Annotated in this window: 9 protein-coding genes; 7 read left to right on the top strand and 2 right to left on the bottom strand. The window is 49.5% G+C overall.

Features of this window, described 5'->3' with window-relative positions; genetic code table 11:
* Window positions 1-84: 84 nt before the first annotated feature.
* The 4 genes from IQ268_RS08370 (at window position 85) to IQ268_RS08385 (ending at window position 3,200) form a co-directional block, all read left to right on the top strand.
* The gene (locus tag IQ268_RS08370) at window positions 85-708 is read left to right on the top strand and encodes a TetR/AcrR family transcriptional regulator (protein ID WP_193877392.1); all 624 of its coding nucleotides are present in this window, start codon (window positions 85-87) and stop codon (window positions 706-708) included.
* Between the two features lie 443 nt (window positions 709-1,151).
* Window positions 1,152-1,631, top strand: a complete 480-nt coding sequence (locus IQ268_RS08375) for a tryptophan-rich sensory protein (RefSeq protein ID WP_193877394.1) — start codon at window positions 1,152-1,154, stop codon at window positions 1,629-1,631.
* Between the two features lie 620 nt (window positions 1,632-2,251).
* Window positions 2,252-2,671, top strand: a complete 420-nt coding sequence (locus IQ268_RS08380) for a VOC family protein (RefSeq protein WP_193877396.1) — start codon at window positions 2,252-2,254, stop codon at window positions 2,669-2,671.
* A 46-nt stretch (window positions 2,672-2,717) separates the two neighbouring features.
* Window positions 2,718-3,200, top strand: coding sequence for a DUF1579 domain-containing protein (locus IQ268_RS08385; RefSeq protein ID WP_193877398.1), 483 nt, complete (start codon window positions 2,718-2,720; stop codon window positions 3,198-3,200).
* A gap of 276 nt (window positions 3,201-3,476) precedes the next feature.
* On the opposite strand, the gene IQ268_RS08390 is transcribed toward IQ268_RS08385, so the two are convergent.
* Together IQ268_RS08390 and IQ268_RS08395 are read right to left on the bottom strand one after the other, a co-directional pair.
* The gene (locus IQ268_RS08390) at window positions 3,477-7,817 is read right to left on the bottom strand and encodes a PAS domain-containing protein (protein WP_193877407.1); all 4,341 of its coding nucleotides are present in this window, start codon (window positions 7,815-7,817) and stop codon (window positions 3,477-3,479) included.
* A gap of 264 nt (window positions 7,818-8,081) precedes the next feature.
* On the bottom strand, window positions 8,082-9,722 hold the full coding sequence (locus tag IQ268_RS08395) for a glycosyltransferase family 39 protein (protein WP_193877409.1): 1,641 nt from the start codon (window positions 9,720-9,722) through the stop codon (window positions 8,082-8,084).
* 62 nt (window positions 9,723-9,784) lie between these two features.
* Here IQ268_RS08395 and IQ268_RS08400 point away from each other — a divergent pair, with 62 nt between their 5' ends.
* The 3 genes from IQ268_RS08400 to IQ268_RS08410 form a co-directional block, all read left to right on the top strand.
* On the top strand, window positions 9,785-10,213 hold the full coding sequence (locus tag IQ268_RS08400) for an HHL1-like protein (protein WP_193877411.1): 429 nt from the start codon (window positions 9,785-9,787) through the stop codon (window positions 10,211-10,213).
* Window positions 10,214-10,374: 161 nt separating this feature from the next.
* Window positions 10,375-10,776 (top strand): hypothetical protein, encoded by a 402-nt coding sequence (locus IQ268_RS08405; RefSeq protein ID WP_193877413.1) that lies wholly within the window; start codon window positions 10,375-10,377, stop codon window positions 10,774-10,776.
* A gap of 1,050 nt (window positions 10,777-11,826) precedes the next feature.
* A partial coding sequence (locus IQ268_RS08410) for a cadherin-like domain-containing protein (RefSeq protein WP_193877415.1) occupies window positions 11,827-19,362 on the top strand: 7,536 nt, incomplete at its 3' end.

A 19,362-nucleotide genomic window follows, 5' to 3' on the forward strand; every position in this document is an offset into this window, starting at 1 on the left:
TCGCCGAATCAGTATTTATTTACTGATTGGTACAGAATAGCGCAGGGCTTCTCAGACTGTCAAGGAAGTTTTATACTGAATGGTATGGAAACGAAATCTCATAGTGTGCAGGGTCGTCCTCGCGCTTTTGACATCGATGTCGCTTTAGACCAGGCTTTGCTTTTGTTCTGGCGCAAGGGCTATTTGGGTACATCGCTCACCGATCTGACTGAGGCGATGAGCATTAACCGTCCCAGCCTTTATGCCGCCTTTGGCAACAAGGAGACTTTATTCCGTAAGGCACTCGATCGCTATCGCGATCGGCATACTCCATACCTGCGAGATGCCCTTGAAGAACCAACGGCTCGGAGAGTGATTGAGCGGATGATGCAGGGCGTTGTGGACTTAGTGACCCAACCAGACACCCCTTCCACCTGTCTGGTTGCACAGAGTTTGCTCGCCTGTGCCGATCCAGATGATCCGCTCCATCAGAAGTTGGTAGAATACCGAGCGGCAGACGAGATTGCCATCCGCGATCGCTTCGAGCGGGCGGTATCTGAGGGAGACTTGCCGCCTGATGCTGACACTGCTGCCCTTGCCCGCTTTGTGCTCACGTTTAACTTTGGCTTGTCCGGGCAAGCAGCAAGTGGAGCCAGTCGCACGGAACTCCTGCAAGTTGTTCAAACGGCATTACAAGCCTGTCCGGCATTGAATTCCGACATGGAATGAGGAATAGATTATTTGCGATACAACCTTTGATAGTTATCTGATAGTTACTTGATAGTTAGTAGAGACCATCACGAAGAACACGAGTTAGGTTAAACGTTTGCGGCGCGGAGGAACGCTCGCCACTAAACCGGACGGTTCGGAGTGGTGCTGCACTCACATCAAAGCAATCGGTGAGGCAGTTTAACCTTTCATTAAACTCATTAAACTCATCCGGCAGCGGTCGATTCGTCAGTTGGAGTCACCGTTGAAGACTTGATGATGGTCAGATAGGTTCGTTTCAGGTGAGGGCGATCGAAACTGGAGCCAGGGTGACAGTCGATGTAGCAGATTAACTAACCCACCCTTGTGCTAAGTTGAGCGTTGTCTGCGATCGCTGATTTGAGCGATTATCTGCTTGCGTCCTGGGTGCTTGAAACAACTCTGACAACGTGGAGAAAACAAGGATGAACGGTCCGCTTATCGCCAACATCGTATTGATGTACGGAATCCTTATTGGTGTCAATCTCCCGGCTCCTCTGCTCGGCCTTGACTTCCAGGAAGACAGTGTGCGCCAGCGTCTGTGGTACGAGCCACCTGGATACGTTATTCCAATCGTCTGGTTTGTCCTCTTTACGCTGTTGGGGATCGCGCGATACGAGCTTGCCAGGAGAAACCCAGGTGGAAATATTCACTGGTTGATCACTGGACTGGCAATATTGTGTGCAACCTACGCCTACTACACGCTTGGCTTATCCAAACTGACAGGTGTGTCGGCACTGTGGTTTGGACTGGTGGGGAACGTAGCGGTTATTCTATCTGCTCTGCTAGTAGCGTATCAACTCGGAACTGCTTCAATGACCGCTTCTCTTCTGGTTGTACCTGTAGCTGTATGGACGGTATACGCTACCGCGATCGTGATCGGAGAGTTGATGCAACTGAAATAGGCTTCCGCCAGATATACTGTAGAGTCGGATTTACAAAGGTGTTTAACCTTCTCCCTTCATGGAATGAGGCTGTAACAATCCGGGCTTAAAGACGCACAAGCACCTTGTTCATAGAAGAAATGACTTGAACCCGGCATCGAGGCGACCCGCTCCAGTAGGCAGTTAGAGAGCGATCGCACCAATTCTGCAATGTCACCTCTCAAGGACGGAGCAATGAAGCCATTTACAGCGCTGTTTGCCTTCGATCAACTGATTACGTTTGATACCATTGATTCCGTGACAAGCAGGACATTGAACGGGTTTTAGTAGCATCAAGGGGCGCAAAAAGCATAGTTTTAGCTCTTATCATTTCCACAGATCTCTAATATTGCTTAGCGAAAGCTACACATAGTAGAACTTTGAGCCAAACCAACACAAGAGCACAAATCAACTCAAATCGCAGCTTCACCACCTTAAGGCTTTGTAGTCTTTCTTAAACTAACTTGTAGTATTTTTGTACTATAATTCAAACACAGGCACACCGTTTTACATCATTCCTGCCCCTGTGGAGTGGTGCTTATGGAATGGAGTGGCATAAAGCGCTAGTACATTAATCCTTTGTTTCATTTAAGGAGGACACCATGCAATTGAACTCTTATTTGATCTTCAATGGTCAATGTGAAGCAGCATTTAAGTTCTACGAACAGTGTCTGGGTGGAAAAATTACAACAATGATGACTCATGCAGAATCGCCAGATTCTGAAATGGCACAGGTGCCGCCGGAATGGCGCGACAAAATTTTGCATGTAGGGCTGATGGTAGGCAACCAGGAATTGATGGGTTCGGATAGCCTCCCTGACTACTATGAAAAACCACAAGGATTTTCTGTATCCATTGGCATTGACGATCCAGCAAAAGCAGAGCGTATCTTTAATGCACTGGCAGAAAACGGAAAAGTGCAAATGCCATTGCAGCAAACGTTTTGGGCTTATCGTTTTGGGATGCTGGTTGATCAATTTAGCATTCCGTGGATGATTAACTGCGAAGTCGTGGCTGAATGAGCTGGGATGAAGCAACGAAACAAATACAACGCAATAGGAGACAACAATGAAAATTGAACCACAACATGAACACCAGTGGCTACAAAAACTCGTTGGCGAGTGGACATATGAAATTGAAGCAGTGATGGGATCGGATCAGCCGACCGAGACGGCTACTGGAACTGAAAGTGTGCGATCGCTCGGTGGACTCTGGATTCTGGCAGAAGGACAGGGCAACATGCCCGGTGGCGATACGGCAACAACAATGATGACCATTGGATACAACCCACAAAAACGGCAGTATGTGGGGACATGGGTTGGATCAATGATGACCTATCTCTGGCTATACAACGGTGAATTGGATGCATCCGAAACGGTGCTGACGCTCAATTCCGAGGGGCCCGCAATGTCTGCGGAGGACAAGATGGCGCAGTATAAAGATGTGATCGAGTTCAAGAATGACGATCACCGGGTGTTAACTTCGCATGTACTGGGGGATGACGGGAAATGGCATCAATTCATGACCGCACACTATCGGCGCAAGCAGTAGCCGCATAATCCGACAGTTTAATTAGCTCCAATGTCTATGGTTTTCTGAGGGGTGCTGCTGAGCTGAAAAGGTAGAATAAGGTTAAACGCCTGCTGTAGGGGCAATGCCATGCCCCTACACATTCATACATGCATTCCGGGCACGGCTGAATACAAGATGAATCGCTGAGAGGGTACGACTCTGATCACCTCCTAAAACTCTCAAGTTTGCGAAACCTTGAGGGTTCAACGTTTCCTAGAATCGGGGGGCAAGTTCATACTGTACAGCAACGCCCTTTTACTGATCCAATGAGAACTTTAATGTAAAGGTGGTTTGCTCTACAGAGCTATCAAGCTGAATGGAAGCACCTAAACACTTGACTAGTTTCTTAACCAGTGCCAACCCTAACCCAGTGCCACCGTGCTTCCAGGGATCGTTGTTAGGAATTCGGTAGAACTTATCGAAGACTCGCTCTCGTTCTTGCTCAGGAATTTCTACCCCGGTATTGGTTACGCTGATGGTGAGTAGTAAAGAAGCATCCGGTTGATTGTTTTCATGTAATTCAACTGCCACAATGATTTGCTCGTGGGTTGGGGTATACTTGCAAGCATTATGTAGGAGTTCAGTCAAGATACGTTGTAGGTATGGTTCGTCCACCCGGAGCAGGGGTAGGTTATCAGGCAGACGATAAAGCAACAACTGCTGCTGGTTGCGGGCACGTTCTTCAAAGGGTTCTGCAATGGCAGGGAGCCAATCTTTCAAATCGAGCGAGGTTGGTTCTAGTTCAATCTGTCCTGATTCTAGCCGGGATAAATCAAGCAGGTCGTTGATCAAATTAGTTTCTCGATCGCACTCTTCTCGCAAAATTTGGAAGTAACGGTTCACTTGAAAATCTTGATGATTCTGCGATCGCAAAACGATCTCCAGCATTTGAGCCGCCATTTTGATATTGGCCATGGGCGATCGCAACTCATGGGACACCGTACTCAAAAATTCATCTTTAAGAATACTCAGGCTTTCTAACTCCCGAGCGTGAGATTGAATTTCTTGATAAAGGCGAGACTGGCGTAGCGCGATCGCGCACTGGTTAGCCACCTGTTCTATTAAACCGACTTCCGATGGATCAAAGATTTGCTCGGCGGGCTTAACCAAACACAGGTCGCCCAACACATCCTGATCGCTGACAATCGGGCAGGCTAAGATCGTAGATCGTGCTAAGTCAAGCTGAGGACTGAGCAAACATACCTGAAACGGTTGGCCGCTCAACAACTGCTGAAATTCCTCAGCATAGTCACTCATAACTACGGTTCTCCCGCGAACAGACGGAAACAGGAGCGTGTAGTCATCACTAATGGTGGCCAGAGTATAGTCCGCGTTGTACAGTGCCGCCGTACAGCGCAGCACGCTAAGCGCACGACCCAATTCCTGCACCACTGTTTGTAAAATTTGAGCTTCGTCCAGCGAATAGCGAACAGCATTTGTAATTCCTTTTAACGCGGCTTCACGATGTAAGGCATGTTGCAACTCAGCCGTACGCGCTTCAATCTGCTGTTCTAAATTGGTATTAAAGGCTTGAATTTGTTGATACAGTTCAGATTGTTGAATGGCGATCGCTAACTGGTTGGCAATGGTCACCATCACCTCAACTTCGGCATCCTGCCAGGTGGATGGAGGTTGTGATTTTGCCAGACTCAACGCACCCCACACCATTGACCCAATTTGCAGCGGTATTAGCAACCAACTGCCGGGAACCATTTGTGCTGCTTGCAGATTAAATTCATCTTGAATCTGGCTGGTATCGTCCACACGGATCACTTCAAGGCGCTTTAACTGAGCCGCGATCGCATTACCTTCATCCGGAATGTCTACGCCCAACCTTTCTGGCCTATCTGAAGTGCGCCGATAATTGGCAACCGTGCGCCAAAGTTGTTGATCGGGATGATACTGCACAATTTCCATCCAATCAATTTGAGACAGCTCCAGAATTTCTTCAGCCGCTGTAGAGAAGACAGCAGACAAATCTAGTGAGTTACGAATTGCTTGAATGACACGATTCAGTCTTTGCTCTTTCTCAAGTTGATGGTGTAGCGCCAGTTCTGCCTGTTTGCGATCGGTAATATCCGTATCCGTTCCAATGATCCGGTAAGGACGACCATCGCCATCTCGGATGGCATGTCCCCGAGCCAGCAACCAGCGAATACTGCCGTCTTTGTGCAGCATTCGATGCTCCAGCTCAAAGATAGGAGTTTGTCCCTCAATGTGAGACGCGGCGGTTTGTTGCATAATGGGCTGATCATCAGAGTGAACCAATGAAGCCCAATCCTCCAGACGATTGTTGATTTCAGCGTCATCATAGCCCAACAGGCTTTTCAGCATGGGATCAACGTAGATGTCATTCGTCTCAAGATTCCAGTCCCAGACTCCTACCTTGCCCGCATTGACCGCCAGCGCATAGCGTTGTTCACTCTGACGTAGCGCTTCCTCTACCTGTTTCAGTTCCGTGATGTTGCGAATACTGGCAACCACTCCAGAAATGGTGCCATTCAGCTCAAAGTAAGGCGTATAGGTAATGCTCAAGGCTGTAGAAACACCCGTTGCAGACTCATGGTATGTTTCGTATCGAAGGGTCTCTCCTGCCAACGCGCGATCGAGCATTGGTTTAATCGTGGTTGCAAAATCGTCCTGATCAATGACCTCACTCATGGTATGTCCAATGATGTCGTCATACGATTTCCCGTGCCGCTCCACATAGGCTTGATTCACAAACCGATACCTGTAGTTGCGATCGACCAGAGCAATCTCATCACTAGTAGCAGACACAATGCGTTCATACTGCCGCAGCGCCTCCTCAGCCCGTTTACGTTCGGTGATATCAATATCAACTGAACTAACACGCCAGCCGTTCAGGGTTTCATCCCATTGAGACGTGCGGGTACTCTCAATCCAGCGCAGGCTACCATCGTTGTGGCGGAAACGATATTCAATCCGGGCAACACCCTGCGAAACGATCGTCTCCGTCGCTGGAATAATGACTGCTTGCAGGTCATCTGGTAGAACGTGCGACCACCAGACTCCTTGCATCATCTCTTCGGGGGTGAACCCAAAGATCGCCATGCAGCCAGCGGAGTAGTAAACGGGTTCCCAGGGGCGATCGGAAACAACATGAAAACTGGCAATGGCTGCACCTGCACTGTTCAGAATATCGTTCAGTTTAGCTTCTGCCGCCTGATAGCGGGATTCACTCTGGCGCAAATGCTCTTCCAGCAATTTCTGTTCGGTTACGTCAAATTCAACCCCATCCCACACAATGCGCCCATCGGGTAAGCAACGAACAGCGGAGCGTAAATGACTCCACACCAACCGCCCGCTGGGAGTGCGTTTACGAATTTGCAGATCGATAGGGGACTGGTATCGTTTAGCGTTTTCTATCGCTTCGTCTAGCTTGGCCTGGTCTTCCTCAAGAACCTGGCTAAAGAGCACTGCCGGGTTTTGCAGGATCTCTTCGGGTTTTACTTCAGAAATGCGTTCAATTCCAGCGCTGAAGTAGGTGAAATGATGTAAGCCGTCCAACTCCTGACAGATTTGATAGATCGCCCCATTGGGCAGGTTATCGCCAATGGCACGAATGAGTTCTTCTTGCTGTTGTAGCACCAGCTCTGCATCTTTACGCTCGGTGATATCAATTGCAGTTCCCAAAATTTTAATGGGTCGTCCGGTGTCATCTCGTTCAAAAATGACATCTCGCGATTGCAGCCAGCGCCAGCTTCCATTCTGGTGACGCATTCGATATTCCAACTCCATGACGACACCATCTGCCATGCTCTCCAGACGTTGAACATTTTGTTGAATGTGGGGCAAATCGTCTGGATGCCAGCGGTCAAGAAAAAAAGCGGCTCCCTGCTGGTTAACCTCTTCCTGGGTGTAACCCAATATGGCTGCGATTTGGCGGTTGACGTAAGTGTTACGCTGGGCCACCAGGTCGAAGATGTAAAGCAAATGCGGCGAATCATCAGTGATGCGTTGCACAAAATCGCGGCTGTGGCGCAGCGCTGCTTCGGTACGTTTGCGATCGCTAATATCCGTTGCCATCGTAGTAATCACCCAGCAGTCTCCCTCCTGCCTCCACTCAGCAGTAAACGTCTCGCTGATCCAGCGCAGGTTACCGTCCTTGTGCTGAAATCGATATTCTACTTGAGCCGTTTGCTTCTCGTCGGGGGACGGGGTTTGAACCGCAAAAATCGCTGCGATGGCCGGAGTGATGACCGTGTCTAAATCTTTGGGAAACACCCGCGATCGCCACAGGTCGGGATAGCTTAAAAACTCCTGTACGGTGTAACCAAACACCACTTCGCACCCTGCCGAGCGATATTCATATTCCCATTGCCGATACTTGTAGGCTCGAAAGCTAGCAATAGCGGCGCTCGTGTTGTTGAGAATGCCATTGAGTTTCGTTTCAGTTGCCTGACAATAGGCTTCCCGTTCAGATAACGCCTGAGAGGTCTGTTCTAGTTGCCGTTCTAACTCAGCATTTCTGGCTTGCAACACCGCAATATCTTCTAAAACGGAGTCAGAAGATAAATTGTCACCTCGATCGCGTTGCGGAACAGAGTCTTCGCTGGATGTCTGTGAGTTAGACATAATTAGAATCAGGTCGCTTGGAAAGACGGTAGCACTGATGCCATCCTACTCGCTAATCTAATGCATCCAGCCAGGTCTAACCCAGTAATCTAGGATATCTCAGAGAGTGTTTGAACCGTAGCCAGTGGGCTGCATTTGCCCACTCCGTTCCCTCAAATTGGGAGATTTCCGAGCCACTGTTGTTTCAAGGTGCCCGTTCGGCTGAGCGCTCACGTCGAAGCCTAACCGCAGGTGATTGAAGGGGTTATGCAGCTATTTGCACACCTATGGATCAACAAGCTTCAATAACGAGACATTATCTTGTACTACTGGTTCAACAGTGAATGAGTTGGCCTGTAGCGCTTGCAATAGAGCATCAGTAGGATAAAACAGAAAGCGATCGCCCCCATCTGGCAGATCAGGCACCATTGGGTCAATGACTAATTGAAACTGAACCTCATCCTTAACCAGATGGCTCAGGGAAATCACATTGCCAAGCGTGTTATCCCACAGGCTGCTGATCACAACGGCTTGGTCAAGCTGGTTGAGAAACCTCGCGTTACTCGCATTACTGTAGCTAACGCCCTTAGTCCACCATGTTTCGGCGTGCCAACTCAGCCCGCAGGAAATCACCCCCAGTGTTAACAGCAGCAACAGCAGGCCACGACCCAGCCGCCGCTGTAAAGAAGCACAGTGCTGGAGTAAATGAGTGATGAGATAGGCGATCGCCAGTTGTACACCCACCAGAGTTGGCACAAAGTAACGGGTAGACGACGATCGCTGTCCGCCTAAAACCAGATCGGGTAAGATCAGGGCGATCGATGGCAACACCACAAGCAGCACAACCAGCAGCCGGGAGCGGAACGGCGCACGGCGGCAGAGTAGCCAAAGCGCACATCCCAACATCATTAAAACAACAGGCGGCACGATATAGGTGTAAACATGTTCCAACGGCACCCCAAAATCAATAAAATCGCTGCTGAAATGAAGCCCCCACAGTTTGACTAAAACGGACTTGGGTGGTGATGCAGTAGTCCACGCTGTTTTAGAGCGCAAGGCCAGCCAGTTGCGAATTAGCACAATAATCCAGGGGACAAAGGCCAGGGAGCCAACCAGAAGCGAGACCAGGAAGCGGCGAAGACGTTGCCAGGTGAACGTATGCGGCGCGAGGACAACTAACCCATGCGCGAATAACGGCACAACCGCCAGCAGAGAAATGTTGAGATTGAGAGCCACTGTTGCCGCATACAGACCCCAACTCCCTTTAGTATTAAGGCGCAGCGATCGCAGCAGGGCAGCAGCAGCAAGCAAGGTAGCCAGCGTCCACAGGCTGTATTGACGGGCTTCCTGAGCATAGAGGACATGAAAGGGCGAGACGGCAAAGAGGGCGATCGCCACCCAGGGAACGATAACCGAGTCAAACAATTCACGGCAGAGCCAGTACAGCGCTGGAAAGGCCAGTAAACTAATCACAACCGACACGCTTCTTACCGCTGCCACCTCGCTGCCAAACTGCTCCATCCAAAAGCGGGTTAGCAGGTAATAAAGGGGTGGATGTTCTGGATGGGTTGTAAGAGCCTGCCAGGTCTGCGCCCAGCCATGTTCAGGGCTTAACCGTTGATACTGCAACAGGCTCTCTGGAGAAAGCAGCCGACCCGAAAAGACAGTAGGAACGATTTCATCGGAGAGATAGCCTGCCGAGCGAATAGAAGTAAACACTTCGTCGTGCCAATATACTTTTTGGCCGATGTGGGTGACCCGAAAGAAAAGTCCCAACACCAGCGCCGCCACGACCACAAACATCAGCCTGGAGCGCGAGGAAATGAGAGGATGTTTCATTTCATTTCGTTTCCAAACGAGCAGAAGCAGTGTCCAGCGTAACCGTTGATCGTCCTCATCGCCAAAATCAGCCACTTGAACCGCCATGCCAGGTCAACGATTTCCTTAAAAAGATGTAAACTTTTATTAATAAACAACTTATCAGCGCCATGACTAACCACCTCGGATTTGGAAAACCGCAGCCGCAGCCAAAATCGTCAACCCGGTCTACAAAACGGGCTGAAGCCGCCAAGCAGTATGATCAGATGAAGGCAGACGGTATTCCAGAGTTTGAAGTCTATATTCGTATTGCCGGGAAGAAGAACTGGTATCCAGTGGGGGCGATCGCTGTAAAACGCTCCAGCCAAATCAATCACGCCATCTTTGATAGTCAAGAGCAACTGCTTCAGGGAGCCTTTCGGCTATTTCCGGTCTTGCGGAAGCACCAGCAGCAATTAGAATACGGCTACCGACTCAAGGAATTTAAAGACGATCCGATTCAACTGGCAGAACCCTCTAAAGCCAGGAGCGCTGGCGGCCTTCAGGCGGCAGTGTCCCAAATTCAATCTGGTATTTCGGCTCTGTTCAAGCGGCGCTAAGCCTAGAAGACGGACAATAAAACTGAGTCTCTATACAAAAGAGCGTTGCCGATTCAATGTATGAATTTCGTAAGGGTATGCCCTACCATACCCCTCAAGTAGCAATGTCTGTGAATCGTACTTGTATTTGGCAATATCGGGAATTTATAAAAGAGTGAGACATGGGACAGTTAGAACGCTTAGTTTTGATGGCAGAAGATGAATTGACGCAATACAGCACCGACGCTCGCAAGATCGAGAAGTTGCGGCAAAAGATTGGGCTATCGGTGCCGTTGCAAGAGCAACGCCAGGTTAAAGAAGCATTGCTGGCAGAAATGCCTACTGACTTTGTGAGTCAACTCATTGAAACTCAACGGCAAACAGTAGCGCTACCGTTTTGGGGAATTGCCGGACTTGGTCTGCTGTTGGGCATTTCGTTTACCCAACCGTTGGACTTCATTGCTACGGTAGCAGGAGGCTTCATTGCGTTCAAAATTCAAAAACGGGGCTGGAGGCTACAGGCCAAGCGACTGGTGTTACAGACGCTAGAAGAGATTGAAACTCGAATGACGGCCTCAACCTGAGAGAAATTCAGAGGGTTAGGGCGCGATCGCGCAACGGGTCAGAGGTCTGAGTTCAATCTGCTCGTGTGAAGGCAAAAATGGGTGTAGGGATTGAGGCAGGACGGAAACGTTTCAGTCTGTGAAAACCAGGCTTTGATTCCTGGAAAATGATCAGTCTTGTAAATAGGGCTGACTGACTTGAGGGCGATCGCCACTCAAATTGATTTTCGGCGGTGCTGAATCGTGATATGAATCTGCCTCTATCTGCCCAACTCTAGGGAACGCCCGAACCTTCAAACTTCCTCAGAATTGGGGATGTAGGGGCCAATTAGAGCCATGACCGCTCAACGATTCATCCATTTGGCAACGCCTGGTTTTCCATCATTAACAACAATTAGCTTAACTGCAGTTCCCAGGCGGCTCGTTTCAAGCATACCGACTGGTAGTAATCACTTGATGAGCTGTTTTAGCAGTCAATTACAGTGGAAAGAGGGTAGTACATACCGTTTTATAACAGCTTCTAACAACTACAACCAGCGTCTCCGTTCAGCCATATTGCTCAAAATCTCAGTTTTTTGATGAGCAAAAACGTACTTCCCCACGGGAAAGATAGTAGCTATAGAGAGTTTTCCTATTCGTTAAAACTATGCAACAAAATCTTTCGGTCTTTCTTGTTAAATTCGCTTAGGTAAAGGATCGTCTTAGAAGATGTTTGAAACGTAGCAAATGTGTTGCATTAGCCCTCGTTTTTGTTACATCCAAAGGGCTTTAAGCCTCTCGATTCTGCGGACTTAAAGCCAATTCGGGTTGAAAAGATCAGTGAGATGAAGGCTCCGTCAAAGCCCACCATTGGGGAATTTAAGGAGCAATTCAAGGCGCACTCAGCACGTTCAAAGCATTCTCATAATCATTCATTAAGACCGAAGCATTTTCGGCTTCAATATATCAATTTTGGATGGAGCAGATAAACCTACTTCATCCAAAGATAGCGTATGCGTCGTTGTATCAAACGGTGCCTTGGTTTAACCGTACCCATCAAGCCACTAAGAGTAAGCCTCGGAAATCTGTAACATGCTTTACCCATCTATTCTATTCATTGATTCTACTGTTGATAATTATCAGAGCCTTTTAGCTGAGATTGAATCAACAACGCAGTCTTTCATCTTAAATTGTGAACAAGATGGTGTTCAGCAAATAACCCGTGTGCTTGCCGAGCATCCTGATTGCAAGACAGTGCATATCATTTCCCACGGTTCTCCGGGTTGTCTTCATCTTGGGCAAACACAGCTCAGCCTGGATACCCTCGATCGCTATGCCTGGGATCTAAAATATTGGTTCACTTCGCTTCTTTACCCTGCTCCATCGCTCCTCCTCTACGGCTGTAGTGTTGCCGCTGGAGATGCTGGAGCCGAGTTTGTTGAAAAGCTTCACCAGTTGACTGGCGCGCAGATCGCAGCATCTACCTCTCTCGTTGGTGCTGATTCGCTAGGTGGCAGTTGGCAGCTTGACTACAGGCTGGGATCAATTCAAGCCATCCTTCCGATCGCCCCATCTGCTTTGGCAGCCTATGAAGGAGTGTTAGCACCGCCTGTTATTAATGACAGCGTCACGCTCCCCCGTACTGTGGATGAAGATCAAACTCTGTCCATTACAGGGCTTTCGGTGAGTGATGCAGATGTAGCAGATATTCAGACTGTTACTCTCTCGGTTGCTCAGGGCATCTTAAACCTTGCTTCAACCACTGGTTTGAGTGGCATTACAGGAACCGGGACAGGTAGCGTTAGCTTTTCAGGTACGGTATCTGCGGTCAATGCTGCTCTGGCTGGAGTCTCATATACACCGGGGCTAGACTATAGCGGCAATGAGACGTTAGCCATTACGGTGAACGATGGAACGCAGTCGGCTTTACGCAATGTGGCGATCGCTGTCACTCCAGTCAACGATGCCCCAACCATCGCCCCATCTGGGATCAGCATTGCAGAAGGAAGTAATGGCTTCTTTACCCGCAGCAACTTTGGTATTGCTGATGTTGATAATGAAGATGTACAAATTATTGTCAAACTCGGGAGTCTACCTGGCAAAGGGTATCTGACGTTCAACGGCAATTTCCTGGTGGTCGGTTCTACCTTTTCCTACGACCAGATTGCCCAATTGCGATATGTTCACGATGGTACTCAAACGACAGCACCAGGAGGGACGAGCGACAGCTTCACGATCACCGTTGACGATGGTGCAGGTGGAACCCTTCCAGCAACCACTATTCCAATTACAATTACTCCAGTCAACCAATTACCAACAGTCATTGGTACAAATACTCTTTATGAAGGAGAAACCAACCACCTAATTTCGATTTCCATTAGCGATCCCGACCAAACGGCGGCTAACTACACGATTGAAATTCTCAGTCTACCTGTAGACGGTGTGTTAAGACTGGGTGGCACAGCCGTTACAGTTGGGCAAACGTTGAGTTCTGCCGATCTGGCAAATCTTACCTATAGCCACGATGGCAACGACAAAAACTTTGGTAATCCCCCACCCGACAGCTTTACCGTTCGGGTTACAGACGATGGTGGTGGCACTGGGACTCCAGGGTCTACCACGGCAACCATCAACCTCAACATTCAGCCCAACAATGACGATCCCGTTCTTGTCACTAACACAGGCTTAAGCCTCAACACTCTTGATGGCTTAACCAAAATCATTACCTCTGCTGATTTAAGTGTCACCGATCCAGACTCAGCAACGACTCAACTCACTTATAACCTCACTGCTGCTCCCAATCCAGCCATTGGGGGATTGGAACGGAATAATGGCGCTGCCTGGGTAAGCATCGGTGTCGGTGCCAGCTTTACGCAAGACGATCTGAATGACGGTCGAGTTCGTTACCGATTTCACAAAGACTCCACAGGCAACGAAAGCTTTACCGATAGTTTTAGCTTTCAGGTGCGCGATGGCGAAATTCGCGAATATCCTTCGACACGGGAAGGTGGTATCTGGACAACGGATGGTTCTAGCCTACAAACCCTCACCTTCAACATCAGTATTGATGTTCCACCTACTGCGACTGGGGGTAGCGGCGGCATTCAGAACCCAACTATTGTGGGTAATGCTCCTCCCGTCACCGATTTAAACACAGGCATTGCTGGCCTAAATGAAGGTAGCTCGACCGTTATTACGAGTGCCCTGTTGCACACAACAGATACCGATAATGTCCCCAGTGGCATTGTCTATCGTATTACCAGCCTACCGACCAGTGGTGTAATCAAGCTTAACGGTGTGTCTCTGGGTTTGTACGGTTCGTTTACTCAAGCGGATATTGACAGCAATCGAGTCACCTTTGACCACGCAGGTAACGAAGACTTCGTCGATAATTTCCGCTTCACGGTTAGCGATGGCACCAACGTCACCTTTGAGCAAACTTTCACCATTGATGTCACCCCAGTAAACGATGCACCAACGGTTACTACCAGCGGTTCGCCGTTTCTGTCTGAAGCAGGTACGCTCATCATCAATAACGCCTACCTCTCGCTTGGTGATGTTGATGGCACAGGCGAAAAGTCAGGAATCGGCTTTGCCACTCCCAACGTTCTGACATTTCAGATTGTCACGTTGCCGACTCATGGAGTGCTGCAAGTCGATCAAGGCAGCGGCTTTGTGACGGTCACATCCAGTACGATCCTTACCAAAGCGCAGTTGGATGGCGGTAAACTGCGCTACATTCACGATGGTACAGAAAACTTTACCGATAGTTTCGCGGTTCAGGCAAACGACAATACTGGTACGCCCAACAATCTCAGTACCGTTAAGACAGTTAATCTTACTATTGCCTCTCTCAACGATGATCCTGCCTTTGCCTCCTCTACACCATTGACGGTTGCAGAAGCTGGGAGTGGCACTATTAAAGGTTTAAACGGAGTTGCAGGTAATGAACCCCACCTGCTTTATACTGACCCTGATAACACCACGATCCAGCGGCAGTATCGCATCACCAGTGCTACCGGGTATGGTACTCTCTTTCTAAACGGGAAGGCATTATCGCTAGGCAGTGTCTTCACTCAGGCCGATCTGGATAATAACCGCATCACCTATACCCATAATGGGTCAGAACACTATACTGATGGATTTAAATTTACGGTAAGTGATGGCGGTGGTGCTGCTGTTCCAGGAACCTACAGTATTGCCATCACACCAACCAATGACCCGCCGACCCTGACGGTACCAGGCACTCAAACCTTTGGAACAACAACACCCCTCATCTTCAGCACGGCTAACGGCAATGCGATCGCCATTGATGATGTAGACTTAGCAACCATCGATCTCGGTGAAACCGACATCATTAAAGTCACACTTGACCTCCAGGCCGGCGGTGCCACCTATGCAAGCAGTAGCTTAACGCTGGGTTCAATCGCTGGAGTGACGATTGTAGAAGGTACCAATGGTACAAGTGGCAAGATTACCATTCAGGGTACGTTGGCAAATGTCCGAACGGCGCTGGAAGGACTTCAGGTGCAGGTGCCAACAGACGAAGATCGGACTCTCTCTCTTGTCGTAACGGTCGATGATTTGTTGAACGGTGCGCTTGGCTCCCCTGCAATCACTGGGGAAAAGGTAACAAAGGCGATCGCCATTCAGGCTAGCAACGTCAACGATGCGCCCGTCATCACTAACCCAGCAACCGTGACAGTCAATGAAGATACTGTGCTGGCTTTTACAGGTGGCAATACCATTTCGGTAAGTGATGCAGATACCTTTGATTCCACCAATAATACTGTCATCCTGACGGTGACAAGCGGCAGACTATCGCTAACCAATACCAGCCTGATTACTGGTGGAGCCAACAACAGCAGCACAATTACCCTCAAGGGTAGCCTCATCGCTATCAATACCGTTCTGGCAGGGTTAACTTACCAGGGCACTAGCAACTTCAACGGTAGCGACACGTTGACCATTGTCACGAATGACCAGGGAAATTTGGGGACGGGCGGCGCGCAGACTGCAACACAAACCGTTGGCATTACTGTTACCCCCGTCAATGATGCGCCATCATTGGTTGCCCCTACAGTAACGCAGGTGATTGCTGACATTAATCCACTGATCTTTAATACAGCTAATGGCAACGCTATCACTATCGATGACATTGCCGACCTCAACAACAACGGGGTAGACACGTTTACTGTCACGCTAAACGTATCTGATGGCATATTAACGGCTGCTTCGTCGGGTGCGGTTCTGAGTGGAAATACTACAGCAACACTCACCATTACAGGCACGAAAGCTCAAGTCAATGCGGCTCTTGATGGTTTAAGCTACTCGCCAAGCAACTTCAACTCTGAGCAGGTGGTGAACCTGGGCATTACCGTCAACGACAATGCCAATGGCGGCACAGCCGTTGGTGGCGTGGGTAGTGCCCTCACAGTGACTCGAAATGTCACCATTAATGTCAGCGCTGACAACGACGCTCCAATCATTACGGCACCCACTAGCGTGGTTGTCGCAGAAGAAGCCCAAATTATCCTTTCTGGTGCTAATCTGATCTCCTTTGACGACCCAGACGACTTCGGCGGTACGCTGGAAGTCACGTTGGGAGTGGCAAAAGGAACGCTAACCCTCGGTTCAACCGCAGGCATCACCTTCGTTAGTGGTAACGGTACGGGCAATGCCTCGATGGTTATTCGAGGTACCGAATCGGCGCTTAACGCGGCACTGAATGGGCTGCGCTATCAAGGTAACCTCGATTTCAATGGTCCTGATTCGTTATCTATTCAGGTCAATGACTTGGGGAATACAGGCAGCGGCGGCAATAAAATTGTGACCCGACTTGTAGGAATCACAGTTACCCCAGTTAATGATGCACCGACGCGTACCAGTGCGACGACCACACTGTTGGCAGTTGCGGAAGATACTTCGGCTCCTGTAGGTAGCACCGTTACAAGCTTGTTCAGCGGCAACTTCCAGGATGTTAAAGATAATCAAACGGCTGTAGGGGGTTCATCTGCCAATGGTTTAGCGGGTGTCGCCATTACAAACAATACTGCCACAGCCGCTCAAGGGGTATGGCAGTGGTCTACCAATGGTACGACCTGGACTACGATTGGTGCTCTCTCAACGACCTCTGCGTTGGTGCTATCTGCCAGCACTCAAGTGCGCTTTTTGCCTGCTGCTAATTTCAATGGCACGCCTGGAAGTTTGACGGTACGCCTGATTGATGATTCCTCTGGAGCTGTAACCTCTGGTACTACAGTCAACGTCTCAACCAGTGGTGGCATCACGCAATACAGTAATAGCAGCAATGCTGTCACCCTTAACACCAGCGTCACTGCGGTTAATGATGCTCCGATCGCCACAGGCTCTTCAACGTTAGACGCTATCAATGAAGATGCGGTCAGCCCTCCAGGGCAAACGGTATCGGGCCTGTTCACAGCAAGATTTTCAGATATCGCTGATCAGGTAGCAGGCGGTTCATCTGCTAATACATTGGCCGGAATTGCAATTGTCAGCAATCCCACAACCCCCACCCAGGGAACCTGGGAATATTTCAATGGCAGTATATGGCAATCTGTTGGTAGCCGCAGCAGTAGTAATGCACTACTAGTCACTTCAGCTCATAGCTTGCGGTTTGTTCCTGCTGCTAATTTCAACGGTTCCGTTCCAGCACTCAACGTGCATTTAATTGACAACTCTGCTGGAGCTGTGACAACTGGGACAATTGTTGACCTGAGCGGAGCTGGGTCAACCGGGGGCACGACCCGCTATAGTGCCAATACGGTACCGCTCAACAGCACCATTAATGCAATTAATGATGCACCTACACTAGGCAATCTCGGTGGTACCGTTGCGTTCACTGAAAACGGGGCGGCAGTGATTCTAGATGGAGATGCGATCGCTAACGATATCGAACTGGGAGGGCTAAACAATTGGAATGGTGCCACCCTGACCCTAGGTCGTCAAGGAGGAAGCAATAGCGAAGATGCATTCGGCAACAGCGGCACGCTCGGCACCTTAACCCAGGGGGCTAGCTTCGTTGTGAACGGAATCACCATTGGTACGGTCACAAGCAACAACAATGGCACCCTTGTTCTGGCTTTCAACGGCAATGCCACCACTGCTCTGATCAATAGTGCCCTCCAGCAAATTACCTACCGTAACACCAGCGAAGATCCCCCAACCTCGGTGGCGATCGCCTACATCCTTAGCGATGGCAATACGGGTGCTCAGGGTATCAGCGGTGCTTTGACGGCTACTGGAACAGTGACGGTCAACATTACACCTATTAACGATGCACCCGTAGTCGGTGCTGGAGCAACACTGGCCTATACCGAAAACCAGCCAGCTCGGGTGATTGATAACACTGTAACCTTGAGTGACGTAGACGATACTCACATCGCATCAGCCACCGTCACTATTAGCAGTGGATTCACAGCAGGCGATGTTTTGGCGGCTGTCACTACTGGCACCAATATCACAGCAAGCTATAACAGCAGCACAGGGGTTTTGACGCTCTCTGGCACAGATACCTTAGCGCGTTACCAACAGGTTATGCGTTCAGTGACCTACCTCAGCACTAGCGAAACTCCAACCGTAACGGCAAACACTCGTACTGTTACCTGGCAAGTTACAGATGCTAACTCAGATGGTGCTGGAGCTGCGAGTAGCGCACCTGCCATTAGCACGATTACTGTGAATGCTCTGCCTGATCCGGTCAATGACACCTTTAGCGTCAACGAAGATACGCTGTTGAGCGGCAGCGTTGCCGATGCGGATGTTGGCGACGGGCCAGCCACCTATACCGTAACCGTTGCTCCTAATCGCGGTGTTCTCAACTTCAATCCGGATGGCAGCTTTACCTATACACCTAACCCAGATTTCAATGGGACTGATACCTTCACCTATCAGGTGAAAGATGCGAATGGGGATATTGGAACGGCGATCGCCACGATTACAGTAAATCCGGTTGCAGACATTGCCAACGATAACAGCATTACGAAGGAAGATACTCCAGTCACGATTTCAGTCCTCAGTAATGACACCTTTGCCCTAGGAGCAACTGTCTCTGCGGTTACCAACGGCAGCAACGGCACAGTGGTGATCAACCCGAACGGGACGGTTACCTATACGCCCAATCCTAATTTCTTTGGATCGGACAGCTTTACCTACACCGTTACATCAGGCGGTGTGACTGAAACGGCCAGCGTCACCGTTACAGTCGATGCGGTTCCTGACCCCGTTGACGATACGTTCAGCACCAATGAAGATACGCTGTTGAGCGGCAGCGTTGCCGATGCGGATGTTGGCGACGGGCCAGCCACCTATACCGTAACCGTTGCTCCTAATCGCGGTGTTCTCAACTTCAATCCGGATGGCAGCTTTACCTATACACCTAACCCAGATTTCAATGGGACTGATACCTTCACGTATCAGGTGAAAGATGCGAATGGGGATATTGGAACGGCGATCGCCACGATTACAGTAAATCCGGTTGCAGACATTGCCAACGACACGGGTACGACCAATGAAGACACACCCGTTACTATCTCGGTTCTGAACAATGACAGCTTTGCCCCTGGAGCCACGGTTACAGGTGTGACCAATGGCAGCAACGGCACAGTG

It is taken from the genome of Oculatella sp. LEGE 06141, from assembly GCF_015207605.1.
In the GTDB taxonomy this organism is placed as follows: domain Bacteria; phylum Cyanobacteriota; class Cyanobacteriia; order Elainellales; family Elainellaceae; genus Oculatella.

What these genes read in the sequence shown, in the direction of transcription:
- IQ268_RS08370 (WP_193877392.1), top strand. Translation starts at nt 85, where the DNA reads ATGGAAACGAAATCTCATAGTGTGCAGGGTCGTCCTCGCGCTTTTGAC.
- IQ268_RS08375 (WP_193877394.1), top strand. Translation starts at nt 1,152, where the DNA reads ATGAACGGTCCGCTTATCGCCAACATCGTATTGATGTACGGAATCCTT.
- IQ268_RS08380 (WP_193877396.1), top strand. Translation starts at nt 2,252, where the DNA reads ATGCAATTGAACTCTTATTTGATCTTCAATGGTCAATGTGAAGCAGCA.
- IQ268_RS08385 (WP_193877398.1), top strand. Translation starts at nt 2,718, where the DNA reads ATGAAAATTGAACCACAACATGAACACCAGTGGCTACAAAAACTCGTT.
- IQ268_RS08390 (WP_193877407.1), bottom strand. Translation starts at nt 7,817, where the DNA reads ATGTCTAACTCACAGACATCCAGCGAAGACTCTGTTCCGCAACGCGAT.
- IQ268_RS08395 (WP_193877409.1), bottom strand. Translation starts at nt 9,722, where the DNA reads ATGGCGGTTCAAGTGGCTGATTTTGGCGATGAGGACGATCAACGGTTA.
- IQ268_RS08400 (WP_193877411.1), top strand. Translation starts at nt 9,785, where the DNA reads ATGACTAACCACCTCGGATTTGGAAAACCGCAGCCGCAGCCAAAATCG.
- IQ268_RS08405 (WP_193877413.1), top strand. Translation starts at nt 10,375, where the DNA reads ATGGGACAGTTAGAACGCTTAGTTTTGATGGCAGAAGATGAATTGACG.